The following is a 20,692-nucleotide window of genomic DNA, read 5'->3' on the forward strand; positions in this document are numbered from 1 at the left end:
CTGCTACGGTGGCTAGAGCCTGAATTTGCCAACCAGCGTCTGTAAGTCCAGGCTCAGCCTCGTCAACTGAACGCTCGCAGTTGCGGTTTCCTCACTGGCGACTGCCGTTTGTTCCGACACATCCCGCACCGTCAACACACTGCGATTGATCTGCGCGGCCACCGCACTTTGCTGCTCGGCAGCGGCAGCAATCTGCGGGTTCATTTCCTGGATGAGCGACACGGTTCGCGCAATCGCCGCCAGCGCGTCGCCGACGTCTCGGGTCAGGCCGACGCTGTTGTCGGTCAGCGTACGACTGTTGTCCATGATGTCGGCGACCTGTTGTGTGTCGTTATGCAGGCGGAGGATCAGCCCTTCGATTTCTTCGGCGGACTCTTGGGTACGTTGGGCCAGGCTGCGAACCTCATCGGCCACCACGGCGAAACCTCTACCGGCGCTGCCTGCGCGCGCCGCCTCGATCGCGGCGTTCAGTGCCAGCAAGTTGGTCTGCTGGGACACTGACTTGATAACGTCCAGCACGCTGCCGATCTTTTGGCTCTGGCGCTGCAACGCGAGCATCGCCTGGCTGGAGCGTGCCATCTCATGGGCCAGATGATCGATTTGCTCAACGGCCTGCGTGACAATCTGTTCTCCCGCGCTTGCCTGTTGGTCCGCCTCGCTGGTGGCTGTGGATGCCTGTTCCGCGTGACGAGCGACTTCTTGCGCAGTGGCGAGCATTTCATTCATGGCCGTGGCCATCTGGTCGGTTTCCTCTTTCTGATAGTTGATCCCGCTGCGGGTCTGTTCGGTGACGGCTGACAGTTGGTTGGCAGCACCGGCTATTTGCCGGGCACTATCGCTGATACCCCCGATGAGGCTGCGTAGATTGAGCGTCATTTGCGCGATGCTCTGCTGCAACTGACCGAGTTCGTCATGGCGTTCGACCTGAGGGTTGTCACTCAAGTCGCCGTCGGCGATACGGTTGGCGGTGGTCAGGGTTTTACGCAATGGCACCACGATTTGCCGGGCGATCCACCACGCGGCCAGGCTGCCTAGTAGAAGCGCGGTCAGGGTGACACCCACCAGCAGCGTGCGGGTTTGGCTCGCTTCGTTGTCGCGCTTGAGGGTCTGGTCCTGGCTTAGCAGGTCGCTTTGTTCGAGCAATTGGTTGAGCTGTTGCTCTAGGCGATTTTGCACGGCTTCGGTGGTGAGCTGGGTCTCCTTGAGGGCATTGAGTTGCACGCGATAGTCCGCCAGGTCGGTTTTGAGCAGGGTGGAGTCAACGGGGAGCGTTGTAACGGCGGCCAGGGAGATTTCCAATGCGTCGAGGGTTTGGCTCACGGCCTGTTCGTAGGCGTTCAGCGAATCGGCTGACCAGGCCGGGCTTTGTGTACGGTCCTGCGCCAGTGCGATGGCTTGACGCAGGTTTTCTAATGTATCCAGGGCCATTTGGTCCTGCTGGTCGGGCAACTTGCTGGCCAGCTGGGCGAGGGTATCACCCGCCTGGAGCGCAGCATTTTTCAGTAGGGTGCGGGTGTTCTCGCGTCTCTCGATCAAGGGTGGCAGCTGCGCCAGCCCAGCCTTGAAGCTGTTGATCGACTGAGTCGCCTCTTGGACGCTCAGTTGGTTGTTCGGGTCTTTCAGGTTGCTGGAGAGGTCGGCGAGATACTGGTCGATCTTTTTAATCTGAGTGCTCATCTTGCTGAGACTGGCAGTGTCCGTGAGGGTGCGATACACGATGCGATCGGCGCGCATAGCCTCTGCCACTACGGCGAGTTGCCCCAACACAATCAAATTGTTCGAACGGCTGAGTACAGCATTCACGGCTTGCCAGCCGGTAATTGCGATGATGACGCTGAGGAGCAGCACCTGGCCGAAGCCTAGGGCCAGTTTAAGCGTGACGCTGGTGTTACCCAGCAGGCGGGTCAGCCGAGGAAACATGAGGAGCCTCCAAATCAGAAAGAGCGCTTGGGAACGCTAATTCGATTCGGAGTCATGGCGGGCTGATAATTGCGTAGGACGTTTCACAAGGTGCTGTGTTCGGCGGCCTCGATTAGCCGCCGCAAAGGGCCGATCAGACGCGGAAGCGCCCTACAAGCGTCTGCAAATAAATCCCCAGGCGTGCCAGCTCGGCGCTGGACGCGGCGGTTTCTTCACTGGCCGAAGAGGTCTGTTCAGACACGTCTCGCACATTCAGCACGCTGCGGTTGATCTCCTCAGCCACGGCGCTTTGTTGCTCGGCGGCGGTGGCGATCTGCGAGTTCATTGCCTGGATGGTCGAGACCGTGCGGGTGATATTGCCCAGCGCATTGCCGGCGCGGCGGGTCAGCTCCACGCTGCTCTCTGTGAGGCCACGGCTGTTGTCCATGATGGTCGCCACCTGTTGGGTGCCGCTTTGCAGGCCGACTATCAGTTCTTCGATCTCTTCGGTGGACTTCTGGGTGCGCTGGGCCAGGCTGCGCACCTCGTCAGCCACCACCGCGAAGCCACGTCCGGCCTCACCTGCACGTGCCGCCTCAATCGCCGCGTTCAGCGCCAGCAGGTTGGTTTGTTGAGCTACGGACTTGATCACGTCGAGTACGCTGCCGATCTTGTCGCTCTCGCGTTTCAGATGGCCCATCGCCTCGGTGGAGTTGCCGACTTCAGTGGCTAAGCGCTCGATCTGGGCGATGGCTTCACCCACCACCTTATCGCCTTCACGGGCTTGTTGATCAGCGGCTACGGCGGCTTCGGAGGCTTCCTCGGCGTTACGCGCGACCTCTTGTACGGTGGCGGCCATTTCATTCATGGCGGTGGCTACCTGATCGGTTTCCACTTTTTGGCTGTTGACCCCGGCGCTGGTCTGCTCGGTCACGGCCGACAGTTGCTCGGCGGCGCTGGCGATCTGAGTGACGCCGTCACTGATGCCGCCGATCAGCTCGCGCAGGCCCACGGTCATGCTCTGCATGGCACGTTGCAGTTGGCCCAGTTCGTCTTGGCGTCCGGAGTTGAGGTTGTGGCTCAAGTCGCCGGAGGCCACGCGCTCAGCCACTTTGAGGGTCTGGTTCAGCGGTATGACGATCTGACGGGTGATGGCCCAGGCGGCGACCATGCCGAAGATCAGCGCCAATACTGTGGCCAGCAGCAACAGTTGTTTGGCATGGGCGGCATCGGTGTCGCGCACCACGGTCTGGGAAATCGTGAGTTTGTCGCTGTTGCCCAGCAGGATGGCGCCTTGTTCGGTCGTGATTTTCAGGGCTGCCGCTGTTGCAACTTGGGAGTCACGGTACTGGCTGACGGCGGCGCGGTAGGCTTGCAGCGAGGTGCTGGCCTCTTGCAGGTTGGCCTGGTACTGCGCTGGCAGTTGGCCTTGGAGTTCGGTGATTTTCTTCAGGGCGTTGTCGATGGCATCCAGCGCGGGCTGCTCGGCTTCGGTCTTGCCGCTGTAGGTGTAGCCGCGAACCTGGAAGCGCGCTTGCTGAATCAGCTTGCTCAGGTCGACCACGCTGTTGAATTGGATGACGCTATCGCCTTGCAGCAGAGATTTCTCAATTTCGCTGGTTTTGGCCACAGCGTTATCGGCCGTATCTCCGAGCTTACTGCGCGCGCCTTCACGCTTGAGGCCGGCCTGGACCATGGTTGCAAAGGCTTTTTTGTATTGATTCAAGGCGTCCAGTTGTTGCTCTACCAGGGCCTTGTCGTCGGGTTGCTCGATCAGGCCTTCGGCGGTTTTCAGGCCACTGTCCAGTTGTGTGATCAGGTCGTTGACCGCGCCCGTGCCTTGTTCGCCGCGACGCATTTCGAAGTCCAGGCGCGCCAGGCGCAGGTCTTTGGTCAGGCTGTTGAGGCTGGAGATAAAGCCCAGCTTGTCGCCACGACTGGTCACGTCGCCCAGGCCGGTCCAACCGGTGAAGGTGATCAGCAGCGTCAGGATCAACACCAAGCCAAAGCCAATGCTCAGCTTGCGATTGACGCTCACATTCCCCAGATTTTCGGCTAACCAACGGTACATGCTGCGATCTCCTTTGGAACAAGGCTTGGACTTATTCAAAGGTTATCGGCAGCGTAGGGAGATTCTGTAGTGACGCAAATCCATTGTGGGCGTGTTGTCAGAACAGGCGCGCGAGCAGTGCGGTTACGGCGGTTTCGACGCGCAGGATGCGTGCACCCAACTGCACCGGTTGTAAGCCGGCCTTGGCCAGCAGGTCCACTTCGTAGGGAATCCAGCCACCTTCCGGGCCGATGGCCAGTGTGACTGGCTCATCCAGCCCACGCGGGCAGGGCGGGTAATCGCCGGGGTGGCCGATCAGGCCCAGAGTGCCTTCGGTCATGGCCGGCAGGCGGTCTTCGACGAAGGGCTTGAAGCGTTTTTCAATGATGATTTCGGGCAGCACGGTGTCCCGGGCCTGTTCCAGGCCGAGGATCAATTGCTCACGAACCGCTTCAGGCTCCAGGAACGGGGTTTGCCAGAAACTCTTTTCCACCCGGTAACTGTTGACCAGCACTACCTTGGGCACACCCATGGCGGCCACGGTTTGCAGCACCCGGCGCAGCATTTTCGGGCGCGGCAGGGCCAGCAATAGAGTCAGCGGCAGTTTGGCCGGAGGCGGCAGGTCAAAGCTGACTTGCAACTCGGCTTCGCGAGCTTCCAGGCGCAGCAGTTGCGCGTTGCCCATCAGCCCGCCGATGCGCCCAACCCGCAGGTTGTCGCCCACCACGGCGCGGTGGACTTCCTGCATATGCACCAGGCGCCGATCTCGCAGGACCACCCGGTCGGCCGCAACAAAGTCGGCCTCTTCAAGCAGCAGCAGGTTCACGGTTGGGTCGCTGGCGGCTGGTCGTCGTCGGGTTGGTCATCCGGATGATCGCCACGTTTGCTGATCAGGCTGCCGAACAGGATACCGATCTCGAAGAGCATCCACATTGGCACGGCCAGCAGGGTCTGGGAGAAGATGTCCGGCGGCGTCAGGATCATGCCGACCACGAAGCAGCCGATGATCACGTATGGGCGGATCTTCTTCAGGTATTGGACGTTGACCACACCGATCCACACCAGCAGTACGACCGCCACCGGGATTTCGAAGGCCACGCCAAAGGCGAAGAACAGCGTCATCACGAAGTCGAGGTAGCTGGTGATGTCGGTCATCATTTCAACGCCGGCCGGGGTGGCGGAGGCGAAGAACTTGAAGATCAGTGGGAACACTAGGAAGTAGGCGAAGGCCATGCCGGTGTAGAACAACAGGATGCTCGACACCAGCAATGGCACCGCGATGCGCTTCTCATGCTTGTACAGGCCCGGTGCGATAAAGCCCCAGATCTGATGCAGGATCACCGGAATCGCCAGGAACAACGACACCATCATGGTCAGCTTCAACGGTGTCAGGAACGGCGACGACACGTCGGTGGCGATCATCGTCGCGCCGGCCGGCAGGTAGTGGCGCAGCGGGGTGGAGACGAAGGTATAAATCTGCTGGGTAAAGGCGAACAGCCCGGCAAAGATGATGAAGATCGCCGCCACGCAACGCAGCAGGCGGGTACGCAACTCGGTGAGGTGCGAGACCAGCGGCATGTGCTGGTCGTTTTCCGGTTTATCAGCGCTCATGGGGCTCGCGGCGGCAATGTAGGGTCATGGGGCGCGGGCGACGCAACGGGCGTCGGCGCGGCGGGCTCTGTCGCGGTTGGAGCGGTCGGGATCGGAGCAGCAGGTGGGGCTTCAACCACAGGTGTCGGCGCGATGCTGTGCTCGGCCACAGGTTCGGCCGGTTTGGCGGGCTCCTGGACCGGGGAAAGAATCTTCCGCGCTTCCTGCTCCAACGACAGGATATGTTCGTTGTGCAGTTGCCGACGGATCTCGTCGGCGCCGATTTCCCGTTCAACTTCCTGTTTGATGGCGTTGAAGCTGCGCTTCAAGCGCCCGATCCATAGGCCTGCGGTGCGCGCGGCACCGGGCAGGCGTTCCGGCCCCAGCACCAACAGGGCAACCAGGCCGACGAGGAGCAGTTCAGAGAAGCTGATACCAAACATTAGTCAGTGCTCACGAGTCTTTGCGGGTCGGCTCTTCGACTTTCTCAGCCTGCACGTCGAAGGTACGACGCTCGGTGATTGGCTGGGCGGCCTGCGGGTGCACAGGCTGGACCGGCGGCGCTGGGTTAACTACGGGGTCAGCAGGTTTTTCATCGTCGTTCATGGCTTTACGAAAGCCCTTGATCGACTCGCCTACGTCGGTGCCCAGGTTCTTGAGTTTCTTGGTGCCGAACACCAGTACAACTACCACCAGAATGACGATCCAGTGTTTCCAGTCAAAAATGCCCATGCTGCAATTCCTCTGTGAAAGTTATTCAGGCGGACGGGCGCGAGGCCTTTTCGGCATGCCCGGACAAGCCGAAGCGACGGTCCAGTTCATCCAGCACTGCCTGTGGATGCTGCCCCAGTTGGGCGAGCATGACCAGGCTGTGGAACCACAAGTCGGCAGTTTCGTAGATCACATCGCTGCAGTCGCCGCTGATCTGCGCGTCCTTGGCTGCGATGATCGTCTCGATGGATTCCTCGCCGAGCTTTTCCAGAATTTTGTTCAGACCTTTGTGGTACAGGCTGGCGACATAGGAACTGTCGGCATCCGCGCCTTTGCGGTCTTCCAACACCTGGGCCACACGGTTCAGGGTATCGCTCATGTTCAGTGTCCTGCCGAGTAGATAGCGTGCGGGTCTTTGAGTACCGGTTCAACAACCTTCCATTCGCCGTTCTCGAACACGCGATAGAAGCAGCTGTGGCGACCGGTGTGGCAGGCGATGTCGCCGATTTGCTCGACCTTGAGGATCACCACGTCGGCGTCGCAGTCGATGCGCATCTCGTGCAGGGTTTGCACGTGCCCGGACTCTTCGCCCTTACGCCATAGTTTGCCACGCGAGCGTGACCAGTAGATGGCGCGCTGCTCAGTGGCAGTCAGGCTCAGGGCCTCGCGGTTCATCCAGGCCATCATCAGCACACGCCCGGTCTTGTAGTCCTGGGCAATGGCCGGCACCAGGCCGTCACTGTCCCACTTGATCTCGTCCAGCCAGTCTTTCATGTTCGGCTCCGGCAATTTGCGACAGTGTATAACCGGATTGGCTATCGACGCACGATCAGATAAACACCCACGGCGACCATGATGCCAGCGGGCCAGTGGCCCAGCTCATTCAGTGGCCCGCCAATGGCCAAAATTACGCCGCCCACCAGGTGCGCGGCGCCCAGCAGACGCAGGAACCAATCGTCCTTGCGCTTGTGCCACGGCGGCGCAGGGTCCTCGGCGTGGGGCTGGGACATGCGTTCCAGCAGGTCGCGGGTCATGTTGGCCAAGTGTGGCAGCTGTTCGAACTGGCTGTGCAGGTTGCCGATCAGGGTTTTCGGGCTGACGCGCTCGCGCATCCAGCGTTCCAGGAACGGTTGGGCGGTGTTCCACAGGTCGAGGTCCGGATACAGCTGGCGACCCAGGCCTTCGATATTCAGCAAGGTCTTTTGCAGCAGTACCAGCTGCGGCTGTACTTCCATGTTGAAGCGGCGCGCGGTCTGGAACAGGCGCATCAGCACTTGGCCGAAGGAAATATCTTTTAACGGTTTTTCAAAGATCGGTTCGCACACGGTGCGAATCGCCGCTTCGAATTCGTTGAGTTTGGTTTCCGCCGGCACCCAGCCCGAATCGATGTGCAACTGCGCCACGCGGCGGTAGTCACGCTTGAAGAAAGCGAACAAGTTGCGGGCCAGGTAGTCCTGGTCTTCCGGGGTCAGGCTGCCGACGATGCCGCAGTCGATCGCAATGTACTGCGGGCTCCACGGGTTGACGGTGCTGACGAAGATGTTGCCCGGGTGCATGTCGGCGTGGAAGAAGCTGTCGCGGAACACTTGGGTGAAGAAAATCTCCACGCCGCGCTCGGCGAGCATCTTCATGTCGGTGCGCTGGTCGGCCAGGGTGGCGAGGTCGGTGACCTGTACGCCATAGATACGCTCCATCACCAGCACTTTCGGGCGGCACCAGTCCCAATACACTTGCGGCACGTACAGCAGCGGCGAGCCTTCGAAGTTGCGCTTGAGCTGGCTGGCGTTGGCGGCTTCGCGCAGCAGGTCGAGTTCGTCGTAGATGGTTTTTTCGTAGTCGGCGACCACATCCACCGGGTGCAGCAGGCGCGCGTCGGCCGAGAAACGCTCGGCGGCGCGGGCGAGGATAAACAGCCACGCCAGGTCCTGGCCGATAATCGGCTTGAGACCCGGGCGGATCACCTTTACCACCACTTCTTCGCCGGTCTTGAGCTGCGCGGCGTGCACTTGCGCCACGGAGGCCGAGGCCAGCGGTTCGATGTCGAAGCGGCTGAACACTTCGCTGATTTTTTTACCAAGCTGCTCTTCGATCAGGTTGACCGATTGCTGGGAGTCGAACGGCGGTACGCGGTCTTGCAGCAGCATCAGCTCGTCGGCGATGTCTTCAGGCAGCAAGTCGCGGCGCGTGGAGAGGATTTGCCCGAACTTGATAAAGATCGGCCCCAAATCCTGTAACGCCAGGCGCAGGCGCGCACCACGGCTCAGCTCCAGCTGTTTGCGCGGGAACCAGCGCCACGGCAGCACGTAGCGCACCGCCAGCAGGAACCACGGCAGGGGCAGGGCGAACAGCAGGTCATCGAGGCGGTAGCGGATTACGACGCGCTGGATACGAAACAAACGGCGGACGGCGAGCAGCTTCATGCGTTATCGCTTGGATCAAGGGAACGGCTCAGGCGCTCGAAGCGCGCCTCAAGGCGTTCCAGGTCGATTTTGGCCTTGTCGAGTTCACGAAAGCGCGCTTGCGCTTCCCGTTCTCCGACCAGGGTGCGCGATTCTTCGCTCAAGTATTCGGCGAGGTTCTGGTTGAGGCTGGCGAATCCTTGCTGGTACCAGCGTGCGCGGCTGCGCAGGTGCCCGCTGATCAACTGGGTGGCCACAGGGCCGATCCAGCGTGACAGCTCGTATTCCCAGTCCAACTCCAGGTCTTGCAGCACGGCGGCCAGGTCCATCAGCACCGCGCTGTCGCCTTCCAGTTCCACTTCGGCGCTGTGCAGTATGGCGGTCTTGTTGCGGCTCAGGGCCAGGTGCAACAGGCTCGACGCCGGTGCGCGTAGCGTGCAGTCGGCCTCGGCGGCCCAGTCGGTCGCGAGCAGCAGGCCTTCATCACTGGGCAGGATAAACAGTTGCAAGGCGGGACTGCGGCAGTCGACGGCAATCACCTTGCCGTTCAAGTGCGCGAGCCGCGCCAGGGCGGTGCTGTCCAGGCGCAGTACACGATTGAGGCCGTGTTCAACGCTGGCCAGAAGACCTTTGAGCAGCATCAGGGCTTGATGCCGCGGTGCAGGGCGACGATGCCCGAGGTCATGTTGTGGTAGGTCACGCGGTCGAAGCCGGCCTCTACCATCATCGACTTCAGGGTTTCCTGGTCGGGGTGCATGCGGATCGATTCAGCCAGGTAGCGATAGCTTTCGGCGTCATTGGTGATCAGCTTGCCCATCAACGGCATGAAGGCAAAGGAGTAGGTGTCATAGACCTTGGACATCAGCGCGTTGGTCGGCTTGGAGAACTCCAGCACCAACAGACGGCCACCCGGCTTGAGTACGCGCAGCATCGAGCGGATCGCGTCTTCCTTGTGGGTCACGTTGCGCAGGCCGAAGGCGATGGTCACGCAGTCGAAATGGTTGTCCGGGAACGGCAGCTTTTCAGCATCTGCCTGGACGAATTCGATATTGCCGGCCACGCCTTTATCCAGCAGGCGATCGCGACCGACCTTGAGCATCGAGCCGTTGATGTCCGCGAGCACCACTTGGCCAGTGGGGCCGACGAGCTTGGAGAACTTGGCTGCCAGGTCGCCCGTACCACCGGCGATATCCAGTACGCGGTTGCCGGTGCGTACGCCCGACAGCTCGATGGTGAAACGCTTCCACAGGCGGTGCATACCGCCCGACAGCACGTCGTTCATCAGGTCGTACTTGGCGGCTACGGAGTGGAACACCTCAGCGACTTTTTCCGCTTTTTGGCTTTCCGGGACGTTCTTGAAGCCGAAGTGAGTGGTGGGTTCGGCATCGCTGCCTTTGCGCTGATCAGTCATATCGCTGTCACCAAAAGAGAATGCGGGACATGATAATCCCCAAGGCCTGCTTTGTCTTGGCAAGGCTGAAGGTAAGATAGGCGGTCACCGAGACCTTTTGCCGCACGGAAGGTGTTCCAGTCGTTATAAAGAGGAGTCATAGCAATGGCCCGTATTACCGTTGAGCGTGCACATACCCTGGGTAAAGAAGGCGCGCGGGCAAAGGCCGAGAAGTTGGCGCACAAACTCAAGGAACAATATGGCCTGGAGCCGTCGTGGTCCGGCGATACCTTGAACCTCAAGCGTTCGGGGGTTAAAGGCACGGTATTAGTCGCCGATGACTCACTGCGCATTGATGTGGAACTGGGCCTGTTGATGTCGGCCATGAGTGGCACCATCAAGTCCGAAATCGAGAAGGCCCTGGATAAGGCACTGGCCTGATCGATGTGTTCTTAGGGTGCCGATTCTAATTTTTCACCCTACTTTGTGCCCAAGCCCTCAACTCCTGTGGGCCGTTCCTCCACCCTATTTTGCGTGAGGTGCACCATGGCCAAAGTTATTTTGAAGAAAAAAATCGACGTTCAATCCACCGCCCTGAGTGACGTTAAAAGCTATGCCCGCAAGATCTGGCTGGCGGGACTTGGCGCCTATGCCAAGGTCGGCAGCGAGGGCAGCGAGTACTTCAAAGAGCTGGTTAAGACCGGTCAACATGTTGAAAGTAAAGGCAAAAAAGTTGTGGTTGAACAACTTGATGCCGCCAACAGTCAGATTGACCAAGTAAAGAGTAACGTCTCGAGCGTCAAAGGTTTGGTTGAAGTTCAACTGGATAAAGTTGAAAAAGCTTTTGACACGCGTGTTGCAAGTGCCTTGAATCGGATCGGCATTGCGTCTAAACATGACGTTGAGACACTCTCTGCTAAGCTCGAAGAGCTGACGGCATTGCTAGAACGTGTCGCGCGTAAACACTAAGGAGACATCGGGATGGCTGTTAAGAAGACTACTCAGAAAGAAAACAGCTCGTGGATCGGGGAAGTTGAAAAATATTCCCGTAAGATCTGGCTGGCTGGTTTAGGCGTGTATTCGAAGGTTAGCAGTGACGGCGGCAAATACTTCGATACTTTGGTCAAGGACGGCGAGAAGGCCGAGAAGTTGACCAAGAGCACGGTTGGTAAAAAAGTTGAAGCGGCCAAGGCAACTGCCGGTTCCGCCAAGTCGAGCATTTCTGACACCTGGGGCAAGTTGGAAGAAACTTTCGACAAGCGCCTCAACAGTGCCATTTCGCGACTGGGCGTACCTAGCAAAGCAGAGCTCAAAACGCTGCACAGCAAGGTCGATACCCTGACCAAGCAAATCGAAAAACTCACCGGCGCTAAAGTGGCTCCCGTGAAAGCTGTCGCTGCAAAACCTGCTGCCAAGCCTGCCGCTAAAACCGCAGCTGCCAAACCCGCGGCTAAACCTGCGGCCAAGCCTCTGGTGAAAGCCGCGGCCAAGCCTGCTGCAAAACCTGCGGCCAAGGCTCCAGCCAAAGCAGCAGCAAAACCTGCCGCCAAGCCTGCTGCGAAAACCGCAGCCGCCAAACCGGCTGCCAAGCCTGCCGCTAAACCCGTGGCCGCTAAAGCTGCTGCCAAGCCTGCTGCAAAACCAGCCGCCAAACCAGCGGCTAAAACCGCCGCCGCCAAACCTGCCGCCAAGCCGGCTGCTGCAAAACCAGCCGTCAAGCCAGCTGCGGCAAAACCTGTGGCTGCCAAGCCGGCGGCAAAACCTGCTGCAGTGAAGAAACCAGCGGTAGCCAAAAAACCAGCAGCCGCCAAACCTGCTGTTGCGGCCAAGCCTGCTACCTCGGCGCCAACCGCTTCGACAGCCAACTCGGTTTCCGCACCGACACACGCTGTTGCAACCTCGACTGCAACGCCGGTAACCCCGACGCCATCCAGTCAGTCCTGATTTTATCAGGGCGTAAAAAATGCCCGGCCTGCAAAGGTCGGGCATTTTTTTATGGCGCAGCTTCTTCAACGCCACACATTTTTAATCTATGTCATCCAGGTATTTCAGCGCGAATTTCTCGGTTGCCAGCCGTGCCGGCAACAACAGATGTGGCGCCACCAGCATCATGATCTGGTACACCACCACTCGCACTTCACCTTCACGGTCCAGAATCCGCTGGTAATCCAGGGAAAACAGCAAGGTCATGGTGATCTGCTCCACCAGTTGCCCCAACGCCTGGGTGCCACTGACCAACTGCCCCGATGCCTTCAACCGCGCGAGCAATGACGCCAGGGTGCGCTTGAGCGCCGTCAGCAGGTTGCGAATACCCTTGGCCAGTTTTGGCAGGCGCCCGGCCAGGTTCGACAGGTCCTGGAACAGAAACCGGTAATGGGCCATGCGCTCGACGATCAAGTGCAGGAACAGCCAATAGTCCTCGGCCTCCAACTGCGCATCCGCCGGTGGGTCGAGCAGCGGTGCCAACTCACATTGAAAGCGCTCGAACAATCCGAGCACCAACGGCTCCTTGCCATGGAAGTGGTAGTAGAGGTTGCCCGGGCTGATCCCCATTTCATTGGCCACCTCCATGGTCGACACGTTCGGTTCGCCCTTCTGGTTGAACAACTGCAGGGCACATTCAAGGATACGGTCGCGGGTCTTCATCCAGTCTTCTTAATGTGATCGTTGAGCTCAGCGCACACGCACGTAAGTGCCTGGCGCCGCTTCCATCGGTGGGTAATTCTGGTTGCCCAGGGCAGTCAGGGTTTCGCGCTGTACGCCTGAGCGTTGCTGAATCCACTCCAGCCACTGCGGCCACCAGCTGCCTTCGACGTGGTTGGCGTCGTAGTACCAGGCGCGCGGGTCGCTGCTTAGCTTGGGGTTCTCGACGTAGTTAGCCTTGGGGTTGCCCGGCGGGTTGAGGATGCTCTGGATATGCCCGCTATTGGACAGCACAAAGCGCTTGTCACCACCCAGCAGTTGGGTCGAGCGATACACCGCGTCCCATGGCGTGATGTGGTCGTTGATCCCGGCCACGCTGAAGCTGTCCACCGTGACCTTCTGCAAATCAATCGGTGTACCGCATACCTCCAGGCCGCCGGGATGGCTCAACGGGTTGTGCTTGAAGAAGTCCAGCAGGTCGCCATGCAGCGCGGCGGGCAGACGCGTGTTGTCGTTGTTCCAGTACAGGATGTCGAAGGCCGGCGGCTCCTTGCCCAACAGGTAATTGTTGATCCAGTAGTTCCAGATCAGATCGTTGGGGCGCATCCAGGCAAACACCTTGGCCATGTCGCGGCCGTCCAGCACGCCTTGCTGGTAGGAACGACGCTTGGCGGCTTCCAGAGTCTGTTCGTCGGCGAACAGGGTGGCGGGGCTGTCGATCTGGCTGTCCAGCAGGCTCACCAGGTAACTGGCACTGGAGATGCGCCGCAGTTGACGTTTGGCTTGCAGGTGACCTTGCAGGGCGGCAATGGTCAGGCCGCCTGCGCAAGCGCCCATCAGGTTGACCTCGCGGGCGCCAGTGATGGCTCGGCATACGTTGAGTGCTTCCTCCAAGGCCGCAACGTAGGTGGAGAGCCCCCATTCACGGTGGCGCACATCCGGGTTGCGCCAACTGACCATGAACGTCTGCAGGCCGTTTTTCAGGGCGAACTGCACAAAGCTGTTGGCTGGGCTGAGGTCGAAGATGTAGTACTTGTTGATTTGCGGCGGCACTATCAGCAGCGGTTTGGCGTACTGTTTTTCGCTCATGGGCTTGTACTGGATCAACTCCAGCAGCTCATTACGAAACACCACTGAGCCTGGGGTGGTAGCGACCGTTTTGCCCACTTCAAAGGCGTGCTTGCTCACCTGGCGCGGCAGGCCATTGTTGTGCAGCAGGTCTTCGAACAGGTTGCTCACGCCGCGCACCACGCTGTTGCCGCCGGAGTTGAGCAGCTCCTTGATGGCCAGCGGGTTGAGCAGGGTGTTTGAGGGAGAGACCGCATCGTTGAGCAGGGAAAAAGCAAAGTGCGCACGGGCCCGGTCATCGGCACTCAGCGTACTGTCGTCGATCCAGTGGCGGGCTTGCTTTTGCCAGCTCAAGTAGGCTTGCAGGCTACGCCGGTACAGCGGGTTGAGCTTCCAGGTGGGGTCACTGAAGCGGCTGTCGTGGGGGTTGGGTTCATGCACGGCTTCACCCAGCAAGACGCGGCCCAGTTGTCCGCCCAGGGCCAGGGCATGACGGGCGGTATGCACCGGGTTGCGCAAGCCGTGGGCGGCTACGCTGCGCAGGGTCGACAGCAAATCTCGACCGCGCAGGCCGGTGATCGCATTTTGCGCATTGATGAACGCCGCCGGGGTGGGCGCCGGGTTCGTCACGGGTCTTTCTCGCATGAGCCAACACTCCTTCGTCAAGCCATCATCAACAGGCACGCCAATTCAGAACCATAGTCGGTTCTTGGCAAGTTGCGCGGCGGTGTGGTCCTTACACCGCGGGTCGCGGGTGAATCACTGCCCGCATGCGCTCCTCCTCGAGAAATTTCATGATGATCGGCGCTACGGCTTCGGCGCGGGTGATCAGGAACAGGTGGCCGTCATCGATGACGTGTAACTGTGCGTTGGGAATGCGCCAGGCCAGCATGCGCATGTTGATCAGGGGGATCAGCGGGTCGTCGTCCCCCGCCAGCACCAGGGTCGGTTGGCGGATCTTGTGCAGCCAGTGGATGCTGGTCCAGCCCAGCCCCGCAAACAGCTGCCAGTAGTAACCCAGCTTGCCGGCCGAGCGCACTTTGCTGGCGTGCTCGGCGGCCAATTTCGAATCGCGGCGGAACGAGCCGCCATAAATCATCGGCGCAATGCGCACCACGTGGGAGGGTTGGATGTAGCGCCGAGGGCTTGCCATCAGCCACAGCACCTTCGGCTTGCCCGGCACCATCACCGCGCCCGCCGCCGTGGCCGCCAGGATCAGCTTCTTGCAGCGCTCCGGGTAGTCATAGGCAAATTGCTGCGCCAAAGCCCCGCCCCAGGAAACTCCCACCACGTTAACCTGGCCGTAGTCGAGGTAATCGAGCATGCGCGCAGTGAGTTTGGCCAGGCCGGGAAATCGATAAGGCCGATTGGGTGTCGAGGACCCGCCCACCCCTGGCACATCGAAGGCGATCACTTCCAGGTCCGGGTCCAGGGCCTGGACGAACGGAAACACCAACTCAAGGTTGGCGCCGATGCCGTTGAAGATCAGCAACGGCGTCAAATGAGGCTTGCCCGGGCGTACCGCCGTGCGGATGGTCTGGCCATCCAGGTCGATGGTACGGAAGATGAACGGTTGCGGCATGCTCAAGCCCTGTGAAGTGGCACTACTTGTCTGTAGGAACTCGGTCAATGTGGGAGCAGGCAAGCCGGCCCCCACACTGACCTCATTTCAACCACAAAATTTGCTTATCGTTCATGCACATATGTACCCGGCGCCGCCTCAGCTGCGCCATAGGCTTTATTACCCAAACTCGTCGGCGCTTTCTTCAACTTACCCGCGCGCTCTGCCTGCCAAACCTGCCAATGCAGCCACCAGGAGTCGGTGTGCTTGGTGGCATTCTCCTGCCATTCCAGCGCTTTGCCCGACAGGCTGTCACTGGTCTGGTAGCGCGCCTTGGGGTTGCCCGGCGGATTAAGGATGCTCTGGATGTGACCACTGCTGGACAGCACGAATTCAACCTTGCCGCCAAACAGCTGGGCTGATTTGTAGCAGGACTGCCATGGTGTGATGTGATCGTTGGTGCCGGCCAATGAGTAGATATCGGCGGTGACCTTCTTGAGATCGATCGGCGTGCCGCACACTTCCAGTGCATCGGCGCGCACCAGCGGGTTGTTCTTGAACAGTTCGATCAAGTCGCCGTGGAATGCCGCAGGTAAGCGCGTGGTGTCGTTGTTCCAGAACAGGATGTCGAACACCGGCGGCTCGTTGCCCAGGAGGTAGTTATTGACCCAGTAGTTCCAGATCAGGTCGTTGGGGCGCATCCACGCGAACACCTTGGCCATGTCGCGGCCTTCCAGCACGCCAGCCTGGTAGGAGTGGCGCTTGGCGGCCTCCAGGGTTTGCTCGTCGACGAACAGCGCCACCTGGGTGTCCAGAGTGGTGTCCAGCACGCTCACCAGCAGGGTCAGGGCGTTGACCTTCTTCTCTCCCAGTGCCGCGTAGTGGCCGAGCAACGCGGTGCAGGTAATGCCGCCGGAGCAGGCGCCAAGCATGTTGACGTCCTTGCTGCCGGTAATGGCGGTGACCACATCGACGGCTTCCTTGAGTGCCTCGATATAGGTCGACAGGCCCCATTCGCGCTGGGCCTTGGTCGGGTTGCGCCAACTGACGATAAAAGTCTGTTGGCCGTTGCGCAGGCAAAAGCGCGCCAGGCTCTTATCCGGGCTCAGGTCGAATACGTAGAATTTGTTGATCTGCGGCGGCACCACCAGTAATGGGCGCTCGTGCACCTGCTCGGTGATGGGCTTGTACTGGATCAGCTCCAGCACGTCGTTGCGAAACACGACCGCGCCTTCGGTGGTGCCCAGGGTCTTGCCGACTTCAAAGGCGCCCATGTTGACCTGGCTCGGCATGCCGCCGTTGTGCACCATGTCCTTGGCCAGATGGGACAGGCCATCGAGCAGGCTTTTGCCGCCGGTTTCAAAGAAGCGTTTGATCGCCGCCGGGTTGGCCGCACTGTTGGTGGGGGCCATGGCTTCGGTCATCAGGTTGATCACGAAGTGACCGCGGCTGATGTCCTGTTCCGACAAGTTGCTGTCACCGATCCAGTCGTGGAGTTCCTTGCGCCACGCCAGGTAGGTTTGCAGGTAACGTTTGTAGAGCGGGTTCTGGCTCCACGCAGGGTCATGAAAGCGGCGGTCGTCGCTTTCGGGCACCAGTTGCGATTTGCCGAACATCACGTTCTTCAATTCGACGCCAAAGTGGGCGACGTGCTTGACGCTGTGCAACGGTTGCTTGATGGCCTGGGTCAGCACCATCTTCGCCGAGGCCAGTAAATCCTTTTTACGTAACGCGATGATCGGGTTCAGCCCCAGGGTGTTTTCTGAGGCCTGGCGTTTCAAGTCATCGTTGTTCTTGTTACTCATCTACGACGCTCCATTGTCCGAAAGACGAGTACCGGGTACTGCTGTGCACCCAATTTCGATACACAACACAAGCCTGGTACTGCGACTCGGGTGACCGTTGATACCGCATCGTCAAATGCAGGGAACTTGCCAGTTCCATTGGTTACCCGAGTTTAATTTTTTTCGCAAGCGGGCCAATCGTTGGCCACGAGAGAGGGCATTCAAGCAGATGAAATTAGAAAATGCCCTCTAAAGAGCAAGAAGCCTGGACTAGAGCATCAGCCGCACGATCGACTCACTCGGATCGCGGGTTTTTCCAGCGGCTTTGAGCTCAGCCAGGTAATCGGCCCACAACGCATCCTGGCGCATGGCCAACTGGTAAAGGTAGTCCCAGGTGAACAGTCCGCTGTCATGCCCGTCGTCGAAGGTCAATTTCAGTGCGTACTGCCCGGCCGGTTCTATCTTGGTCAACCGGACGTTGAGCTTGCCGAACTGGAGAATGGGTTTGCCGTGGCCCTGGACCTCGGCGGAAGGTGAGTGCACCCGCAACAGTTCGGCGGGCAACTGATAGACCTCGTCGGGCCCGTAGGTGAGGCCGAGGGTGTTGGAGGTTTTGTGCAGGTTTATAGCGGTAGGGAGTTTAGACATAGTGAACCGCCCAAAGATGATCCTGAAGGAACCGGCTCAAAAATGTGGGAGCGGGCTTGCTCCCACATTAAAGCAAAGCGGTCCTGTGTGAGGCTTACAGGATATAACGAGACAGATCTTCGTTTTGCGCCAATTCGCCCAGGTGGCTGTTGACGTAGTCGGCGTCGATCTTGATCACTTCGCCATTCTGCGCACCGGCCAAATCGCCAGCACTGAAGGACACTTCCTCAAGCAGACGCTCAAGCAGGGTGTGCAGGCGACGAGCACCAATGTTCTCGGTCTTTTCGTTGACCTGCCAGGCGATCTCCGCCAGGCGCTTGATACCGTCTGGCAGGAACTCGATCCCCAAACCTTCGGTTTTCAACAGCTCGCGGTATTGCTCGGTGAGCGACGCGTGCGGCTCGCTGAGGATGCGCTCGAAGTCGCCCGGCGTCAGTGCCTTGAGTTCCACGCGAATCGGCAGACGGCCTTGCAGCTCCGGCACCAGGTCGCTTGGCTTGCTCAAGTGGAACGCACCAGAGGCGATAAACAGGATGTGGTCGGTCTTGACCATGCCCAGCTTGGTATTCACGGTGCAGCCTTCGATCAGCGGCAGCAGGTCGCGCTGCACACCTTCACGGGACACATCGACACCGCCGGAGTTGCCGCGTTTGGCCACCTTGTCGATCTCGTCGATAAACACGATACCGTGCTGCTCAACTGCTTCCAGGGCCTTGGCTTTGAGCTCTTCCTCATTCACCAGGCGTCCGGCTTCTTCGTCACGCACCAATTTCAGTGCTTCCTTCACTTTGAGCTTGCGGCTTTTCTTCTTGCCCTTGCCCATGTTGGAGAACAGGTTCTGCAACTGGCTGGTCATTTCTTCCATGCCAGGCGGGGCAGAGATATCCACGCCGGAGATTTCGGCGACTTCAATCTCGATTTCCTTGTCGTCCAGCTGGCCTTCGCGCAGGCGTTTGCGGAACAGTTGGCGAGTGTTGGAATCCGAGGCTGGGGCGGCGTCTTCGTTGAAACCCATGCGTGCCGGTGGCAGCAGGGCGTCGAGGATGCGGTCTTCGGCGGCGTCTTCAGCGCGGTGGCTGACCTTGGTCATTTCCTGTTCGCGCAGCAGCTTCAGGGCGGCGTCGGCCAGGTCACGAATGATCGACTCAACGTCGCGGCCTACGTAGCCCACTTCGGTGAACTTGGTGGCTTCGACCTTGATGAACGGTGCATTGGCCAGTTTGGCCAGGCGTCGGGCGATTTCGGTTTTACCGACGCCGGTCGGGCCGATCATCAGGATGTTTTTCGGCGTTACTTCAACGCGCAGTTCTTCGGGTAGTTGCATCCGGCGCCAGCGGTTACGCAGCGCAATGGCAACAGCGCGCTTGGCATCGTCCTGGCCGATGATATGGCGATTGAGTTCATGGACGATTTCGCGGGGAGTCATGGACATAGTATTTGGCGGTCCTCAAGCGGGAATAAGCCTACGGCTTACTCGGCGAGGTCCTGCTCCTCAATGGTCAGATTGTGGTTGGTAAACACGCAGATATCGCCGGCGATACCCAGGGCAGTCTCGACAATTTCCCGGGCTGACAGGTCAGTTTTCTTCAACAGCGCGCTGGCTGCAGCTTGTGCATAGCCACCGCCGGAACCCATGGCGATCAAGCCGTTTTCCGGCTCTACCACGTCGCCGTTGCCGGTGATGATCAAGGAGGCGTCTTTGTTGGCAACAGCCAGCATGGCTTCGAGGCGGCTGAGGGAGCGGTCGGTGCGCCATTCTTTGGCGAGTTCGACAGCGGCGCGTACGAGGTGGCCCTGGTGTTTTTCCAGCTGGCCTTCGAAACGCTCGAAGAGGGTGAAGGCGTCGGCGGTGGCGCCGGCAAAGCCTGCCAGAACCTGGCCGTGGTACAGGCGACGCACTTTTTTGGCGTTGCCTTTCATCACGGTGTTGCCAAGGGAAACCTGGCCGTCGCCGCCCATGACGACTTTGCCGTGGCGACGAACTGAAACGATGGTGGTCAAGGGGAGAGTCTCCACGCAGCGGGGCGAAAATGCCCTGATGGAAACTCATATGGGGGTGGCGGGGGGGATTTCAACTGTAGGACTGTGGTGAGCGGGCTTGTCCAGCGTTGGGCTGCGTAGCAGCCCGAATAGGAGCGACGCATTTTTCAGACAGGCGGTGATGCTGGATCTGAGGGGCTGCTGCGCAGCCCAACGCTGGACAAGCCCCCTCGCCACAACTGCTCGTCCATTGAGCGATTACGAAATTACCGGCTCTGGCGTTGTTGTAACAACAGGTTGCTAAACCCTGCGCCAGCCAATTGCTTCTGCGCCACGGTCAGTTGTTCACGGTTGCTGAACGGCCCTACCAGTACGCGATACCACGTCGCGTCCTTCACCGTGCCGGACTCCACCGTCACGGCCTGGCCCAGCAGAATGATCTGCGCGCGCACCCGATCCGCATCCGCCTGTTTCGGGAACGAGCCCGCTTGCAGGAAGAACTTGGTCACCGGTGCAGCCTTGGTGGTCGCCACCGGCGGCGGTGGCGGTGGGGTAATTCCTGCCAGCGCGGCTTGGGCGCGTGCGGTGTCGATTTTTGCCGCTTCCGCTGGGGTGACCGGCGTGGTCGGCACTTGCGGCGTCGGCAGGGTTTTCTCCGGCACGGCGTCAGGCGGCACAATCACTTCCGATTCCGGCAGCAGTGTGTAGAAATCGTACTTCGGCTTCACCGGAGCCGTTGGGCTCGGCGCAGTCTTGTTGGCCTCGGCAATTTTTGTGGCCTTCTGCTGCTCTTGCTTGACGCGTTTGACGTCATCGCCCTTGCCCGGCTCCAGCTTCATCAGAATCACGACAAACGCACCGACCGCCAGGCCGATGGCCATCCACAGCCAGCCCGGAATTGGCTTCTTCGCGGGTGCCTGGTAGCGGCTGGCGCCGCGCTTGGGTGCTGGTTTTTTCTTGGCAGCCAAC

The 20,692-nt window shown here is 59.8% G+C and carries 22 protein-coding genes and 1 pseudogene; 3 read left to right on the forward strand and 20 right to left on the reverse strand.

Features of this window, described 5'->3' with window-relative positions; all coding sequences use genetic code 11:
• Positions 1 to 12 precede the first annotated feature (12 nt).
• The 12 genes and pseudogenes from BFL40_RS00950 to ubiE form a co-directional block, all read right to left on the reverse strand.
• Entirely contained in the window at positions 13 to 1,920 is a 1,908-nt protein-coding gene (locus BFL40_RS00950) for a HAMP domain-containing methyl-accepting chemotaxis protein (protein WP_071482640.1), read from the reverse strand.
• 133 nt (positions 1,921 to 2,053) lie between these two features.
• Positions 2,054 to 2,926, reverse strand: a complete 873-nt coding sequence (locus tag BFL40_RS34490; protein WP_408003979.1) for a methyl-accepting chemotaxis protein — start codon at positions 2,924 to 2,926, stop codon at positions 2,054 to 2,056.
• Positions 2,912 to 3,970: pseudogene (locus tag BFL40_RS34495) on the reverse strand (methyl-accepting chemotaxis protein); the annotation flags it as partial. The gene BFL40_RS34490 and the pseudogene BFL40_RS34495, both read right to left, overlap by 15 nt.
• Before the next feature lie 97 nt (positions 3,971 to 4,067).
• Positions 4,068 to 4,775 carry a 16S rRNA (uracil(1498)-N(3))-methyltransferase gene (locus tag BFL40_RS00960; RefSeq protein ID WP_071482642.1) on the reverse strand — a complete coding sequence of 236 codons (708 nt, stop codon included), beginning with the start codon at positions 4,773 to 4,775 and terminating at the stop codon, positions 4,068 to 4,070.
• Entirely contained in the window at positions 4,772 to 5,560 is a 789-nt protein-coding gene (tatC, locus tag BFL40_RS00965; protein ID WP_071482643.1) for a twin-arginine translocase subunit TatC, read from the reverse strand. Before tatC ends, BFL40_RS00960 begins: the two co-directional genes overlap by 4 nt.
• On the reverse strand, positions 5,557 to 5,982 hold the full coding sequence (gene tatB / locus BFL40_RS00970; protein WP_071482644.1) for a Sec-independent protein translocase protein TatB: 426 nt from the start codon (positions 5,980 to 5,982) through the stop codon (positions 5,557 to 5,559). The genes tatC and tatB overlap by 4 nt, the downstream gene beginning before the upstream one ends.
• 10 nt (positions 5,983 to 5,992) lie before the next feature.
• Entirely contained in the window at positions 5,993 to 6,271 is a 279-nt protein-coding gene (locus BFL40_RS00975; RefSeq protein WP_071482645.1) for a twin-arginine translocase TatA/TatE family subunit, read from the reverse strand.
• A gap of 25 nt (positions 6,272 to 6,296) precedes the next feature.
• The gene (locus tag BFL40_RS00980; RefSeq protein WP_027605032.1) at positions 6,297 to 6,629 is read right to left on the reverse strand and encodes a phosphoribosyl-ATP diphosphatase; all 333 of its coding nucleotides are present in this window, start codon (positions 6,627 to 6,629) and stop codon (positions 6,297 to 6,299) included.
• Positions 6,630 to 6,631: 2 nt separating this feature from the next.
• Entirely contained in the window at positions 6,632 to 7,024 is a 393-nt protein-coding gene (gene hisI, locus BFL40_RS00985) for a phosphoribosyl-AMP cyclohydrolase (RefSeq protein ID WP_012721796.1), read from the reverse strand.
• Positions 7,025 to 7,065: 41 nt separating this feature from the next.
• On the reverse strand, positions 7,066 to 8,670 hold the full coding sequence (ubiB, locus tag BFL40_RS00990) for a ubiquinone biosynthesis regulatory protein kinase UbiB (protein ID WP_071482646.1): 1,605 nt from the start codon (positions 8,668 to 8,670) through the stop codon (positions 7,066 to 7,068).
• A complete protein-coding gene (locus BFL40_RS00995) occupies positions 8,667 to 9,290 on the reverse strand; it encodes a ubiquinone biosynthesis accessory factor UbiJ (protein WP_071482647.1) in 624 nt (207 codons plus the stop codon). The genes ubiB and BFL40_RS00995 overlap by 4 nt, the downstream gene beginning before the upstream one ends.
• A complete protein-coding gene (gene ubiE, locus BFL40_RS01000; protein WP_003171186.1) occupies positions 9,290 to 10,060 on the reverse strand; it encodes a bifunctional demethylmenaquinone methyltransferase/2-methoxy-6-polyprenyl-1,4-benzoquinol methylase UbiE in 771 nt (256 codons plus the stop codon). Before ubiE ends, BFL40_RS00995 begins: the two co-directional genes overlap by 1 nt.
• Before the next feature lie 144 nt (positions 10,061 to 10,204).
• On the opposite strand from ubiE, the gene BFL40_RS01005 reads away from it, so the two are divergent.
• The 3 genes from BFL40_RS01005 (at position 10,205) to BFL40_RS01015 (ending at position 11,983) form a co-directional block, all read left to right on the forward strand.
• Positions 10,205 to 10,480, forward strand: coding sequence for a polyhydroxyalkanoic acid system family protein (locus tag BFL40_RS01005; protein WP_071482648.1), 276 nt, complete (start codon positions 10,205 to 10,207; stop codon positions 10,478 to 10,480).
• A 105-nt stretch (positions 10,481 to 10,585) separates the two neighbouring features.
• A complete protein-coding gene (locus BFL40_RS01010) occupies positions 10,586 to 11,008 on the forward strand; it encodes a phasin family protein (RefSeq protein WP_071482649.1) in 423 nt (140 codons plus the stop codon).
• 12 nt (positions 11,009 to 11,020) lie between these two features.
• On the forward strand, positions 11,021 to 11,983 hold the full coding sequence (locus tag BFL40_RS01015) for a phasin family protein (RefSeq protein WP_071482650.1): 963 nt from the start codon (positions 11,021 to 11,023) through the stop codon (positions 11,981 to 11,983).
• A gap of 81 nt (positions 11,984 to 12,064) precedes the next feature.
• On the opposite strand, the gene BFL40_RS01020 is transcribed toward BFL40_RS01015, so the two are convergent.
• From BFL40_RS01020 to BFL40_RS01055, 8 genes are all read right to left on the reverse strand, one after another.
• Positions 12,065 to 12,685 (reverse strand): TetR/AcrR family transcriptional regulator, encoded by a 621-nt coding sequence (locus BFL40_RS01020; RefSeq protein ID WP_071482651.1) that lies wholly within the window; start codon positions 12,683 to 12,685, stop codon positions 12,065 to 12,067.
• Positions 12,686 to 12,712: 27 nt separating this feature from the next.
• On the reverse strand, positions 12,713 to 14,395 hold the full coding sequence (phaC, locus tag BFL40_RS01025; RefSeq protein ID WP_071482652.1) for a class II poly(R)-hydroxyalkanoic acid synthase: 1,683 nt from the start codon (positions 14,393 to 14,395) through the stop codon (positions 12,713 to 12,715).
• A gap of 91 nt (positions 14,396 to 14,486) precedes the next feature.
• Positions 14,487 to 15,332 (reverse strand): poly(3-hydroxyalkanoate) depolymerase, encoded by an 846-nt coding sequence (phaZ, locus tag BFL40_RS01030; protein ID WP_071482653.1) that lies wholly within the window; start codon positions 15,330 to 15,332, stop codon positions 14,487 to 14,489.
• 104 nt (positions 15,333 to 15,436) lie between these two features.
• Positions 15,437 to 17,116: a class II poly(R)-hydroxyalkanoic acid synthase gene (phaC, locus tag BFL40_RS01035; RefSeq protein WP_071482654.1), complete on the reverse strand. Its 1,680-nt coding sequence runs from the start codon at positions 17,114 to 17,116 to the stop codon at positions 15,437 to 15,439.
• A 249-nt stretch (positions 17,117 to 17,365) separates the two neighbouring features.
• Positions 17,366 to 17,743, reverse strand: coding sequence for a gamma-butyrobetaine hydroxylase family protein (locus tag BFL40_RS01040; protein WP_071482655.1), 378 nt, complete (start codon positions 17,741 to 17,743; stop codon positions 17,366 to 17,368).
• Between the two features lie 94 nt (positions 17,744 to 17,837).
• Positions 17,838 to 19,175: an ATP-dependent protease ATPase subunit HslU gene (gene hslU, locus BFL40_RS01045; protein WP_071482656.1), complete on the reverse strand. Its 1,338-nt coding sequence runs from the start codon at positions 19,173 to 19,175 to the stop codon at positions 17,838 to 17,840.
• Positions 19,176 to 19,213: 38 nt separating this feature from the next.
• A complete protein-coding gene (gene hslV / locus BFL40_RS01050) occupies positions 19,214 to 19,744 on the reverse strand; it encodes an ATP-dependent protease subunit HslV (protein WP_017738857.1) in 531 nt (176 codons plus the stop codon).
• Positions 19,745 to 19,989: 245 nt separating this feature from the next.
• On the reverse strand, positions 19,990 to 20,691 hold the full coding sequence (locus BFL40_RS01055) for an SPOR domain-containing protein (RefSeq protein ID WP_016972721.1): 702 nt from the start codon (positions 20,689 to 20,691) through the stop codon (positions 19,990 to 19,992).
• Between the last annotated feature and the right edge of the window lies 1 nt (position 20,692).

Source organism: Pseudomonas costantinii, from assembly GCF_001870435.1.
GTDB classification, from domain to species: Bacteria; Pseudomonadota; Gammaproteobacteria; order Pseudomonadales; family Pseudomonadaceae; genus Aquipseudomonas; species Aquipseudomonas costantinii.

Bases quoted from the DNA above. Each gene is read 5' to 3' on its own strand.
- BFL40_RS00950 (WP_071482640.1), bottom strand. From the start codon at position 1,920: ATGTTTCCTCGGCTGACCCGCCTGCTGGGTAACACCAGCGTCACGCTT.
- BFL40_RS34490 (WP_408003979.1), bottom strand. From the start codon at position 2,926: ATGCAGAGCATGACCGTGGGCCTGCGCGAGCTGATCGGCGGCATCAGT.
- tatC (WP_071482643.1), bottom strand. From the start codon at position 5,560: ATGAGCGCTGATAAACCGGAAAACGACCAGCACATGCCGCTGGTCTCG.
- tatB (WP_071482644.1), bottom strand. From the start codon at position 5,982: ATGTTTGGTATCAGCTTCTCTGAACTGCTCCTCGTCGGCCTGGTTGCC.
- BFL40_RS00975 (WP_071482645.1), bottom strand. From the start codon at position 6,271: ATGGGCATTTTTGACTGGAAACACTGGATCGTCATTCTGGTGGTAGTT.
- BFL40_RS00980 (WP_027605032.1), bottom strand. From the start codon at position 6,629: ATGAGCGATACCCTGAACCGTGTGGCCCAGGTGTTGGAAGACCGCAAA.
- hisI (WP_012721796.1), bottom strand. From the start codon at position 7,024: ATGAAAGACTGGCTGGACGAGATCAAGTGGGACAGTGACGGCCTGGTG.
- ubiB (WP_071482646.1), bottom strand. From the start codon at position 8,670: ATGAAGCTGCTCGCCGTCCGCCGTTTGTTTCGTATCCAGCGCGTCGTA.
- BFL40_RS00995 (WP_071482647.1), bottom strand. From the start codon at position 9,290: ATGCTGCTCAAAGGTCTTCTGGCCAGCGTTGAACACGGCCTCAATCGT.
- ubiE (WP_003171186.1), bottom strand. From the start codon at position 10,060: ATGACTGATCAGCGCAAAGGCAGCGATGCCGAACCCACCACTCACTTC.
- BFL40_RS01005 (WP_071482648.1), top strand. From the start codon at position 10,205: ATGGCCCGTATTACCGTTGAGCGTGCACATACCCTGGGTAAAGAAGGC.
- BFL40_RS01010 (WP_071482649.1), top strand. From the start codon at position 10,586: ATGGCCAAAGTTATTTTGAAGAAAAAAATCGACGTTCAATCCACCGCC.
- BFL40_RS01015 (WP_071482650.1), top strand. From the start codon at position 11,021: ATGGCTGTTAAGAAGACTACTCAGAAAGAAAACAGCTCGTGGATCGGG.
- BFL40_RS01020 (WP_071482651.1), bottom strand. From the start codon at position 12,685: ATGAAGACCCGCGACCGTATCCTTGAATGTGCCCTGCAGTTGTTCAAC.
- phaC (WP_071482652.1), bottom strand. From the start codon at position 14,395: ATGCGAGAAAGACCCGTGACGAACCCGGCGCCCACCCCGGCGGCGTTC.
- phaZ (WP_071482653.1), bottom strand. From the start codon at position 15,332: ATGCCGCAACCGTTCATCTTCCGTACCATCGACCTGGATGGCCAGACC.
- phaC (WP_071482654.1), bottom strand. From the start codon at position 17,116: ATGAGTAACAAGAACAACGATGACTTGAAACGCCAGGCCTCAGAAAAC.
- BFL40_RS01040 (WP_071482655.1), bottom strand. From the start codon at position 17,743: ATGTCTAAACTCCCTACCGCTATAAACCTGCACAAAACCTCCAACACC.
- hslU (WP_071482656.1), bottom strand. From the start codon at position 19,175: ATGTCCATGACTCCCCGCGAAATCGTCCATGAACTCAATCGCCATATC.